A 309-nucleotide genomic window follows, 5' to 3' on the forward strand; every position below is an offset into this window, starting at 1 on the left:
AGAGGTGAGCCCCGCCGCAATAACCACCTTAAGGTCGTTGTTACTTGAGGTAACGTACAATTAATTAAAAATTTATAATTAATAATTAAATAATTGCAACAATATCTTAACATACTGAGATAAAGAATATAAAAAAGTCCTTGACATGAGTCGAAGGGAGAAAGTTTCTTCCCCACACCAAGGTGTGGGGAAAAGGGTGTACATAAGCTTACGGATTATTAGTACTACTCGACTATGACATTACTGCCTTTACATCTATAGCCTATCAACGTGGTCATCTTCCACGATCCTTAAAAGAAATCTCATCTT

The 309-nt window shown here is 36.2% G+C and carries 1 rRNA gene; it reads right to left on the reverse strand.

The features are described 5' to 3' along the window. Positions 1 to 198: 198 nt before the first annotated feature. A 23S ribosomal RNA gene (locus tag ACHRV3_RS23010) occupies positions 199 to 309 on the reverse strand; the annotation flags it as partial.

The sequence above is a fragment of the Flavobacterium sp. FlaQc-49 genome (genome assembly GCF_044005985.1).
Taxonomy (GTDB): Bacteria; Bacteroidota; Bacteroidia; order Flavobacteriales; family Flavobacteriaceae; genus Flavobacterium; species Flavobacterium cupriresistens.